This is a genomic window from Acidimicrobiales bacterium (assembly GCA_036273495.1).
Lineage (GTDB): Bacteria > Actinomycetota > Acidimicrobiia > Acidimicrobiales > JAJPHE01 > DASSEU01.
This window is the reverse complement of sequence record DASUHN010000181.1, coordinates 1-9,634: the sequence shown is the minus strand read 5'-3', so window position 1 is coordinate 9,634 and position 9,634 is coordinate 1. Positions and strand designations below refer to the sequence as shown.

The window sequence follows — 9,634 nt, the reverse complement described above, 5'->3', positions numbered from 1 at the left end:
CACGGTGAGGCCATCGGCGTCGATGGTCCGCCGGGCCGCCACGCCCGCCAAGCGCCCGACCTCGGTGACCACGCCGTCGTCGACGGCCACATCCGCCTGCCGGGGAGCGTTCCCCGTCCCGTCGACGAGCGTCCCGCCCCGGACCACCAGGTCGTGCATGTGCTGAGGCCCCCTTCGCGGCGCGGCCGGACGGGCGCGCGCCTCCGGCGAGCATAGAACGAGTTCTAGGGAGCCACCGAGGAGAGGTCGGCGAAGCCGCTGGGGTCGTGGCGCCCGATGGTGGCGTGCTCGAACAGGCCCCAGCCCTCCGCCCCGTCGAAGCGGGCCCGGCCCACGTGGTCCACCACGCCGAAACCCAGCCGGCCGGTGACGGCCGGGTCGTCGAGGTCGTAGACCTTGCCGTCGACCCACCCCGCCCCCATCCACTGCCCGTGGCGCCACTCCTCGCCGGCGGCTCCGTAGCCGGCCGGGAACAGGGCGGCGAAGCCGAGGGTGTCCACCTCGAGGGTGAGGGACCGGCCGCCCGGCGCCCGCAGGCCGATCCGGGCGTGCTCGGGGTGCCGGGTCCCGGACCGGTACGAGATCTCGACCTCGGGCCAGCCCAGCTGCTCGTGGCGTCCGTCGGCCCACACCCGCACCGCCTCGTTCAGGGTGCGCGTGCCGTCGGCCCTCTCCTGGGCGATCACCACCAGGGCAAAGTCCTCGAAACGCAGCGGGACGTAGAGCCACCAGAACCCGCCCGGAGCCCCGTCGGCCGTTCGGCCCGGGGGCTCGGGCTCCCCTACGGGACGGATGCCCCAAGAGCGGTCCCGGGCACCGACCCATACGGCGGGATCGACCCGGATGTCCTGGCCGTCCACCCCGAGCTCGCCCGACCACGTGCCGACCTGGGCGAAGCGGCACCCGTCGAGGGTCACCCGGTCCCCGGACATGACGACGTGGCGGGGCTCGTCGACGGGCGGATAGGAGCCGTCCCAGGTCAGGTCGAAGGCGATGCCGTGTTCCGGGGCCTCGCACACGATCCGGACCTTGTGGAGAGGGTCGAGAACCTCGATCCGGTACGGCCCGATCCTCTGCGCGAGCCGGTCGTCACCCAGAGCGTCCGAGAAGCGCACGACCCATTGGCGGCCCCCCTTCCGGACGGTGGCGTAGGCGTCGGTGACACCCAGGTTGGGGTAGACGCCGAGGCCGGTGATCAGGAACACGTCCCCGGTGCGGTCGTGGGCGTTGAAGTAGCTGCGGTCGTAGAAGTTGCGGTCGCTGCTGACCACCTGGCGCATGGAGAGCGGGGCCTGGTGGACGGGATACTCGTCGAGCGGATGGGGCACACGGTCTCCAGTTCTCGCAAAACGGATATTTCCGAGGGCCGATGAGAACACGTTCCCATCTGCCCGCCGCTTCTGTACCATGCCCGAGAGGCTGCCGCCTCGCCCTGGCGGCGGCCGGAACAGGGGGAAGCAGTGGCGCTGCATATTGCACGGAAGTTCCGGGTGCGCCGGGCCGGCGCAGCTGTCACCACGGTGGCAGTTCTGTCCGGCCTCACGCTGGCGGCCTGCGGGTCGTCGTCCACGGCGGGGGGGAGCACGGCCACCTCGGCCCCGTCGAGCACCCCGTCGTCCCAGTCGAGCTCCGGTAACACCGCATCGGCGCCCGGGATCACCCCGACCTCGATCACCGTGGGCCAGGTAGCCGACATCTCCGAGCCCGTGCCCGGGCTGTTCAAGAGCGCCCAGGTGGGCGTCCAGGCGTATTTCGCCTACATCAACAGCCTCGGCGGGGTCAACGGGCGCAAGCTGATCGTCGACTCCCGGGACAGCGCCTTCAACCCCGGCAAGATCACCAGCGACGCCAAGGACATCGCCCAGAACGAGTTCGCCTTCGTGGGCAACTACACCCTGTTCGACATCGGGTTGAAGCCGACCCTCGACTCCGAGCACGTGCCCACCATCTCGGTGGCCATCGGCAACGACCTGGGCAATGACCCCAACACCTACAGCCCGACCCCGTCGACCGGTAACGACTACGCCCTCGGCCCGTACGAGTGGCTCAAGCAGCACTACCCCAACGACATTCAGCACGTCGGCATCCTCTACGCCGCCGCCACCGCCTCGACCAAGCAGGCCTTCACCGTGCAGTCGCAGGCCCTGGCCCACCTCGGGTTCAACATCGTCTACGCCCGGGGGTTCTCCCAGAACGAGACGACCTTCACCTCCGACGTGCTCGCGATGAAGGCCAAGGGCGTGAAGATCTTCATGGGCGTGGCCTTCCCCGACAACTACGCCGCCACCATCTCCCGGGAGTTCTCCGAGCAGAACTTCCACCCGCTCAACTGGGAGACCGCCGGCTACGGGAGCCAGTTCCTGCCGCTGGCCGGCGGGACCGCCAACGGGGCCTACCTGCCGCTCGGCACGGCGCTGTTCCTGGGCCAGGACTCCTCGGCCATCCCGGCCGTGGCCACCTTCACGAAGTGGATGAAGCAGATCGACTCGAAGGACTCGATTGCCCTGTGGGGCGCCACTTCGTGGTCGGCGGCGGCGCTGTTCGTCCAGGCCCTGAAGGACGCCGGGAAGAACCCGACCCGGGCCAGCCTGGTGGCGGCGCTCAACAAGATCACCAGCTTCGACGCGGGAGGGCTGATCGCACCCTCCAACCCGGCCAAGAACATCCCGGCCAACTGCTGGCTCCTGGCCCAGGTGAAGAACAACCAGATCGTCCGGGTGTCCCCGTCTCCCAAGAGCGGATTCATCTGCAGCCCGGGGGACATGCTCCCGATCAACGGCTGGACGCCCGAGACCAGGTAAGGGGCGCGATTCACAGGCCAGATTGCTCTGAATCCCAGGTCGGGGGGCAAGGATCGCTCCATGGCCTCTGACTGGGAACCCGAGCTCGAGCCGCACGACGCGTTCACCTGGCAGGAGCCGCCAGCTTCTGCCGAGCCGCTGCCGCCCGCCCGTCCCCAGGCCCGGCGCCGTCCGGGCCGGCGGGCGGTGCTGGCGGTGGTCGGCGCCTGTGCCCTGAGCGGCATCGGCGCCGGGGTGGCGGCCGCCGCCACCTCGGGCTCGACCGGCTCGTCATTGGGGTCGTCCGGGTCGCCGGGCTCCTCGGGGCCGTCGACCACGCCGGGCTCACCCCGGCCCTTCGCCCGGCACGGCCTCGGGTTGGGAGGCCCGGGAGGCCCGGGCATGGGCGGCGCCATCCGCGGGGAGCTCGTCCGGCCCGACCCCAGCGGGTCGGGTTACCAGACCGTCGACTTCCAGACCGGCACGGTCACCAGTGACTCCCCGTACACGTCCACGATCAGCGTGAAGAGCGCGGACGGGACCGAGAAGACCTACGCGGTCACCACCGACACCCTGGTCGACGCCGGCCGCGATGGGGTCGCCAACATCAGCAAGGGGGACACCGTGACGATCGAGGCGGTCGTCTCCAACGGCACCGCCACCGCCACGACCATCAACGACCGGACGAGGCTCGGGGCGCTCCGCAAGGCGTGGGGCTACGGCGGGCCGGGCGGGCCGGGCGCACCCGCTCCGGGCGCCACGCCCCCTTCCCCCAGCGGCACCTGACCCCTCCCCCCCTTACGCTGGGGGGATGCTCTACCTGTTCGGCTTCCACCGCATCGGCGTGGTCCTGTCGGACCTCTACTTCGTCGACCCCAACCCGAATCCGGGCCAGGAGGGCGCCGAGCGGGGCGTCCGCCTGGAGGTCCGGCTGCTGGAGCAGCCCGCCCACGAGGGGACGATCTACGCCTCCCGTCCCATCGTCATCGATCAGCCCGTCTGGCGGGCCGACCTGCTGGAGTCGGTCTCCGGCCCGCCGGGCAGCTTCGACCGCACCCACCACCATCCCGGTATGCGGGGGTGGGAGCCGGGCTCGCGGAAGTTCGAACCCGACCTGAGCTCCGACCCGCTCGGGTGGCTGGCCCAGCGGCTCTCCGACCTCGACGGGCTCCTGACCGAAGCCGGCCTGGACTCCGCCGCAGTGGACCCCCGGGATGCGTCGGACCTGCGCCGGGCGGTCCCGGAGATCGTCGACTGCGCCCGCCGGCTCCTGGACGGGGTGCACGCCGGGGAGCTGGCGGCCCCCCCGACCGAGGCCGTCGCCGCGGCCCGCGTCGGCTGGTTGTAGCGAGTAGTCAGGAGCTGACGGCGTCGGCGAGGCCGTAGGCCACGGCCTCCTCGGCGGTCAGGTAGCGCCCGGCCTGCATGTCCGCCTCGATGTGCTCGAGGGGGTGGCCGGTCCGTTCGGCCAGGCGCCGCTGGAACAGCTCGAGGCGCTCCTGCTCCTGGGCGGCCCGGGCCGCCACCTCCTCGGCCCGACCCCCGAAGGACTGGCTGGGCTCGGCCAGCCGCACCCGCCCGTGGGGGGCGATGACCCGGCCCTCGGCCACGGCCAGGATCCCGACCAGCGTGCCCGAGACCGTCCCGTTGCAGACCACCCGGACGGGCACGCCGAGAGCGTCGATGGTGTCCATCAGCGAGAAGGCGGCGTCGAGGCTGTCGGAGTGGCCGTTGACCCGGAGATCGATCGCTTCGTCGCCGAGAGCGTCCAGGGTGAGCAGGCCGGCGACCACGTCCCCGGCGCGGATCGGGTCGACGTCCCCGGACAGCATGATCAGGCGCCGGTCGAACATGGCCGCCTGGAGCTGCTCGGACATGTTTCCCGGGTCGGTCACCGTTGATCCCGCGGGCCGCCCAGGCGCCAGTCGATGACCTGTCCGAGAGCGGCGGCGTAGCGCTCGAGGGTCGACATCCGCACGTCCGCCTGTCCCGTCTCCAGCCGGGCCACGGCGGACTGCGACGTCCCCATGCGCGCCGCCACCTCGGTCTGGGACAGGCCGAGGTCCACCCGACGGGCCACCAGGGCGTCGGTGAGGGCCCGGCGGCGCTCCGCCATCTCGGCGAACCCCGGAAGGAAGCGCTGGTGACGGCGCTCGCTCACGTCCCGGGCACTCTATCACACTTGTGCTATCTCGAATTTGCGATAGCATCAGAGGCATGACAGTGATCCCGACCGTGGTCGAGCACAGCGCCCGGGGAGAACGGGCCTTCGACATCTACTCACTTCTGCTGCGGGAGCGGATCATCTTCCTGGGCCAGGAGGTCGACGACCAGATCGCCAACCTGCTGATAGCCGAGATCCTGTATCTCGACGCCCAGGACCCCGACAAGGACATCTACCTCTACATCAACTCCCCCGGCGGGCTGGCCTATGCGGGCATGGCCATCTACGACGTGATGCAGCACGTGCAGGCCGACGTGTCGACGATCTGCGTCGGGATGGGGATGTCGGCGGCCGCCATGATCCTGGCCGGTGGGGCGGCCGGGAAGCGGTTTGCCCTCCCCAGCTCCAAGATCATGATCCACCAGGGATCCGCCGGCGCCCGGGGGGCGCCCCGGGACATGGAGATCCACCTCCGCGAGGTGCTCTCGCTCACCCGCCGGATGGCCGAGATCATCGCCCACCATTCCGGCCAGCCTCTCGACCGCGTGGAGCGCGACATCGACCGGGACTTCTTCATGACGGCGGAGGAGGCCAGGGTCTACGGGCTGGTCGACGAGATCATCGTCCCGCGGCGGGGCGTGGCGGCGGCGGAGCAGGCGGGCTCGGCCTCGTCCCCGTCCGACCGGGAATCGGCGCTGGCCGGCAAGGTGGCCTGAGGACCGGTCCTCGGCACTGAGGGCCGGTCGTCATGTGCACCACCCTAAGGACCCCGTGTTTCAGCCGATCGGCGCCCCGGGGAACGCTGTGTGAACTCCGATTAGGATCCCGAACATGCCCAAATCGGATGCGCCGACGGCCTCGGGCCGACAGGTCCCGCTCGTCGACTACCTGATCCTGGGGTCCGACCCCCACCTCGAGGCCTCGGAGTGCACGCAGTGCCAGGCCCGGTTCTTCGACCGGCGCAACGCCTGCGCCTCCTGCTCGGGGACCGAGTTCAAGCGGGTCCGGCTGGCCAACGACGGCACGGTGCGGGCATTCACCATCGTGACCTTCGCCGCCCCGGGGGTGCCCGTGCCGTTCGTGTCGTCGGTCGTCGACTGCGACGGCACCTCGGTCCGGGCCAACCTGATCAACGTCGACCCGACTCCCGAGAAGCTCTCGACCGGGATGCGGGTCCGGCTGACCACCTACTCGCTGGGCACCGACGACGACGGCGTCGATGCCATCGGCTTCGGCTACGAGCCCGTCTAGGCAACCCGAGTTTCCACGTGGAGGAGAGACATGGCTGAGAACGTCTGGATCCTCGGGATCCACATGACCAAGTTCGGCAAGCACCCCGACAAGGACACCGTCGACCTGGCGTCCGAGGCGGCGCTGGGCGCCCTGTCCGACGCCGGTGTGTCCATGAAGGACATGGGCATCCTGGCCGCCGGGAACCTGATGGCCGCCAACGCCGGGATCGGCCAGCAGCTCCAGAAGCAGATCGGCCAGACCGGTATCCCCGTGTACAACGTCGCCAACGCCTGCGCCACGGGCGCCACCGCCCTGCGCACCGCGGTCATGGCGGTGAAAGCCGGCGAGGTCGACTACGGCCTCGCCGTCGGGGTCGAGAAGCTGGCGGGCGCCGGCCTGTTGGGAGCGGGCGGCCGCACCGCGTCCGAAGGCCACAAGTGGGATCCGAAGGGCCGCTACGGCGCCGTGGCCCCGCTCGACGGGCGGGTGGGGACAGAGACGATGCCGGGCGTCTTCGCCCAGATCGGGATGGAGTACGGACACAAGTACGGCGGGACCAGCTTCGAGCTGTTCGCCAAGATCAGCGAGAAGAACCACGCCCACTCGACTCTCAACCCGCTGGCCGCCTACACCAAGCGCATGACCCTCGAGGAGATCATGAACGACGTCATGATCGCCTACCCGAACACCCGCCCCATGTGCTCGGCCAACTGCGACGGGGCGGCCGCCGCCGTGGTCGTCAGTGACTCGAAGCTCAAGACCCTGTCGGCCGAGCAGCGGCGCCGGGCGGTCAAGGTCGCGGCGTCCGTCCTCACGACCGACCCGTGGGAGGAGGCCTGCCAGGTCCTCCCGAACGTCAACAGCCTCACCCGCAACGCCGCCCGCCAGGCCTACGAGTCCGCCGGTATCGGCCCCGAGGACCTCAACCTCGTGGAGCTCCACGACTGCTTTGCCACCGCCGAGCTGGTGCATTACGACAATCTCATGCTGTGCGAGGAGGGCGGTGCGGCCGACTTCTTCAACTCGGGCGCCTCGTGGCGAGACGGCAAGACCCCGGTGAACGTCTCGGGGGGACTGCAGTCCAAGGGCCACCCGATCGCCGCCACCGGCATCGCCAACATCTGGGAGGTCTGCACCCACCTGCGCGGTGAGGCCGGGCCCCGCCAGATCGAAGGCGCCAAGGTCGGCCTGGCCCACGTGATCGGGCTCGGCAGCGCCTGCGGAGTGCACATCCTCGAGAAGGCGGCGTAGCTCTTACCCTGTCGTCAGGAGGTCGAGATGCGCATCGACGCGGTCCTTCGGCAGAAGGGACAGGCCGTGGCCAGTATCCGGCCCGAGGCGAGCGTCCGTGAGGCCCTGGCCGAGCTGGCCCGCCACGGGATCGGTGCTCTGGTCGTGTCCAGCGACGGCCGCACGCCTGCCGGGATGATGTCGGAGCGGGACGTGGTGCGGGCCGTGGACCGCTCCGGTGCCGACGTCCTCGACAGCCCGGTCTCCTCGATCATGTCCACGGAGCTGCAGACGTGCAGCCCGGAAGACGAGGTCGAGACGCTGATGGCCATCATGACCCGGTACCGCATCCGCCACGTCCCCGTCCTCAAGGACGGGGAGCTGGCGGGGATCGTGAGCATCGGAGACGTGGTCAAGAACCGGATGGACGAACTGGAAGAGGACCGCAAGGCGCTGGTCGACTTCATCTACGCCCGCTGACGACCGGGCCCGAGCCCTCCCCCGGGAATCACCGTCCATCCCGGGTCAGTCGATCCTCCAACCGGGCCAGACGGCTCATCACCCGCTCGGAGTAGTAGCCCGGCTCCCTCGGGACCGCGGGATCGGCCCTGCCCGCGGCGTCGGCCTCGGCACGCCGCACCCACCGCTCGACCCACCACAGCGCCGAGCCCAGGAGGGTCACTGGCTCCCACCAGTCGACGCGGTCGGCGATCTGCGCCAGGGCCGCCCGCCCGCCGGCGCCCACCCGGTACCCACGCCAGAACGCCTCCCGCTGGGCCCCGGTGAGACCGTTCTGGTCGAACACGTACGCGATCTCGTCGGCGGGGTCACCCAGGCGCGCGTACTCCCAGTCGATGAGGACGGGGTCCGGACCCCAGCGGACGTTCCCGGGACCGATGTCCCCATGCTGGAGAGCCAGCGCCTCGCCGGTGCGGAAGCTCCGGGCCTCACGCGACGTCTCCACGGTCGTCTCGACCGAGTCGGCGGCAGCCCTGAGGCGGGCCTGCGTCAGTCCCGGAAGGGGATCGCGGACCCAGATCAGCGTCGAGACGATCGACCGGAGCCGCCGCTCTGCGTACGCCACCACGTCCTCCACGTCCTCGCCCTCGTGTCCCTCAACCAGATCGTCGACCGGTCGATCGTGAACCCACCGGACAACCGAGCCCAGCCGCTCGATCTCGGCAGGGTTCGCAGAGCCCAACTCCATCTGGTGGCCGGGAACGAACTGCATACACATGGCGGGCGTGCCGAACCACTCACTCCGGAGGCGGAAGTCGTAGAGCAGGGGCGCCGCCGTCCCTCCCGTCTTCGCGAGCACCCGGGCCTCCCACTCGGCGCGGCTGCAGTCGTCGGGCCCGGAACCCGAGCAGACCCGGACGACTACTTCCGTCGTGGCGCCGGCGGGATCGAGATACGAGACCTTGTAGACAGCGTGGCGGTTGCCGTCCGGGAAGCGGCTCGCCTCCGCGACCCGGGCGGGAGGGCAACCGATGGCGGCGGAGACGTATCCGCGGAGCGCGGCGAGAAGGCGTCCCTCGGGGATCCTCGCCACGGACGGTCACCGTAGACTTCACCGTGTGGCTGGGCGTTCATCCCGGGCCCGAGCCTCGACGCCCCCTCCGGTCCGCACCGCTCGCCCCCTCGACCGGATCACCTACCCGGCCGGCCTCCCGGTGGTCGACCGGAAGGAGGACATCGCCGGGCTGATCGCCGCCAACCAGGTGGTGATCGTGGCCGGAGAGACCGGCTCGGGAAAGACGACCCAGCTGCCGAAGATCTGCCTCGAGCTGGGCCGGGGGGTCGAGGCCATGATCGGCCACACCCAGCCCCGCCGCATTGCCGCCCGCGCCGTGGCCGAGCGCCTGGCCGAGGAGCTGTCGGTCCGCCTGGGCGGGCCGGTGGGCTACGCCGTGCGCTTCAGCGACCAGGTGGGGCCCGAGACACTGGTCAAGGTCATGACCGACGGCATCCTCCTGGCCGAGCTGCAGCGCGACCGCGAGCTGCGCCGCTACGACACGATCATCGTGGACGAGGCCCACGAGCGCAGCCTGAACATCGACTTCCTCCTCGGCTATCTGAGGTCGTCGCTGCCGCGGCGGCCCGACCTCAAGGTGATCATCACCTCGGCCACCATCGACACCGCTCGTTTCGCCCGGCACTTCGACGCGCCCGTGGTGGAGGTCTCCGGACGGACCTACCCCGTCGAGCTGCGGTACCGGCCGGTCGG

General features: G+C 70.6%; 12 protein-coding genes. 8 read left to right on the top strand and 4 right to left on the bottom strand.

Annotation, left to right across the window (positions count from 1 at the left end; genetic code table 11):
• Window positions 1-224: 224 nt before the first annotated feature.
• Window positions 225-1,328 (bottom strand): hypothetical protein, encoded by a 1,104-nt coding sequence (locus tag VFW24_07680; protein ID HEX5266638.1) that lies wholly within the window; start codon window positions 1,326-1,328, stop codon window positions 225-227.
• 192 nt (window positions 1,329-1,520) lie between these two features.
• Between VFW24_07680 and VFW24_07675 the strand changes: the two genes are divergently transcribed.
• The 3 genes from VFW24_07675 to VFW24_07665 are packed head-to-tail and all read left to right on the top strand — an operon-like array spanning window position 1,521 to window position 4,128.
• Entirely contained in the window at window positions 1,521-2,801 is a 1,281-nt protein-coding gene (locus VFW24_07675; GenBank protein HEX5266637.1) for an ABC transporter substrate-binding protein, read from the top strand.
• A 60-nt stretch (window positions 2,802-2,861) separates the two neighbouring features.
• Complete coding sequence (locus tag VFW24_07670; protein HEX5266636.1) at window positions 2,862-3,566, top strand: hypothetical protein; 705 nt, start codon at window positions 2,862-2,864, stop codon at window positions 3,564-3,566.
• A gap of 25 nt (window positions 3,567-3,591) precedes the next feature.
• Window positions 3,592-4,128 (top strand): hypothetical protein, encoded by a 537-nt coding sequence (locus VFW24_07665; protein HEX5266635.1) that lies wholly within the window; start codon window positions 3,592-3,594, stop codon window positions 4,126-4,128.
• A 7-nt stretch (window positions 4,129-4,135) separates the two neighbouring features.
• On the opposite strand, the gene VFW24_07660 is transcribed toward VFW24_07665, so the two are convergent.
• A complete protein-coding gene (locus tag VFW24_07660; GenBank protein HEX5266634.1) occupies window positions 4,136-4,675 on the bottom strand; it encodes an ATP-dependent Clp protease proteolytic subunit in 540 nt (179 codons plus the stop codon).
• Complete coding sequence (locus VFW24_07655; GenBank protein ID HEX5266633.1) at window positions 4,672-4,941, bottom strand: helix-turn-helix transcriptional regulator; 270 nt, start codon at window positions 4,939-4,941, stop codon at window positions 4,672-4,674. Before VFW24_07655 ends, VFW24_07660 begins: the two co-directional genes overlap by 4 nt.
• A 56-nt stretch (window positions 4,942-4,997) precedes the next feature.
• On the opposite strand from VFW24_07655, the gene VFW24_07650 reads away from it, so the two are divergent.
• The 4 genes from VFW24_07650 (at window position 4,998) to VFW24_07635 (ending at window position 7,887) form a co-directional block, all read left to right on the top strand.
• Window positions 4,998-5,660 carry an ATP-dependent Clp protease proteolytic subunit gene (locus VFW24_07650; GenBank protein HEX5266632.1) on the top strand — a complete coding sequence of 221 codons (663 nt, stop codon included), beginning with the start codon at window positions 4,998-5,000 and terminating at the stop codon, window positions 5,658-5,660.
• Window positions 5,661-5,775: 115 nt separating this feature from the next.
• Window positions 5,776-6,195 (top strand): OB-fold domain-containing protein, encoded by a 420-nt coding sequence (locus VFW24_07645; GenBank protein HEX5266631.1) that lies wholly within the window; start codon window positions 5,776-5,778, stop codon window positions 6,193-6,195.
• 30 nt (window positions 6,196-6,225) lie between these two features.
• A complete protein-coding gene (locus tag VFW24_07640) occupies window positions 6,226-7,428 on the top strand; it encodes a thiolase family protein (GenBank protein ID HEX5266630.1) in 1,203 nt (400 codons plus the stop codon).
• Window positions 7,429-7,455: 27 nt separating this feature from the next.
• Window positions 7,456-7,887, top strand: a complete 432-nt coding sequence (locus VFW24_07635; protein HEX5266629.1) for a CBS domain-containing protein — start codon at window positions 7,456-7,458, stop codon at window positions 7,885-7,887.
• 28 nt (window positions 7,888-7,915) lie between these two features.
• Here the strand turns inward: VFW24_07635 and VFW24_07630 are convergent, their stop codons facing one another.
• Complete coding sequence (locus VFW24_07630; protein HEX5266628.1) at window positions 7,916-8,959, bottom strand: aminoglycoside phosphotransferase family protein; 1,044 nt, start codon at window positions 8,957-8,959, stop codon at window positions 7,916-7,918.
• A gap of 25 nt (window positions 8,960-8,984) precedes the next feature.
• Here VFW24_07630 and VFW24_07625 point away from each other — a divergent pair.
• A partial coding sequence (locus VFW24_07625; protein HEX5266627.1) for a DEAD/DEAH box helicase occupies window positions 8,985-9,634 on the top strand: 650 nt, incomplete at its 3' end.

Bases quoted from the DNA above. Each gene is read 5' to 3' on its own strand.
- VFW24_07670 (HEX5266636.1), top strand. From the start codon at position 2,862: ATGGCCTCTGACTGGGAACCCGAGCTCGAGCCGCACGACGCGTTCACC.
- VFW24_07665 (HEX5266635.1), top strand. From the start codon at position 3,592: ATGCTCTACCTGTTCGGCTTCCACCGCATCGGCGTGGTCCTGTCGGAC.
- VFW24_07650 (HEX5266632.1), top strand. From the start codon at position 4,998: ATGACAGTGATCCCGACCGTGGTCGAGCACAGCGCCCGGGGAGAACGG.
- VFW24_07645 (HEX5266631.1), top strand. From the start codon at position 5,776: ATGCCCAAATCGGATGCGCCGACGGCCTCGGGCCGACAGGTCCCGCTC.
- VFW24_07640 (HEX5266630.1), top strand. From the start codon at position 6,226: ATGGCTGAGAACGTCTGGATCCTCGGGATCCACATGACCAAGTTCGGC.
- VFW24_07635 (HEX5266629.1), top strand. From the start codon at position 7,456: ATGCGCATCGACGCGGTCCTTCGGCAGAAGGGACAGGCCGTGGCCAGT.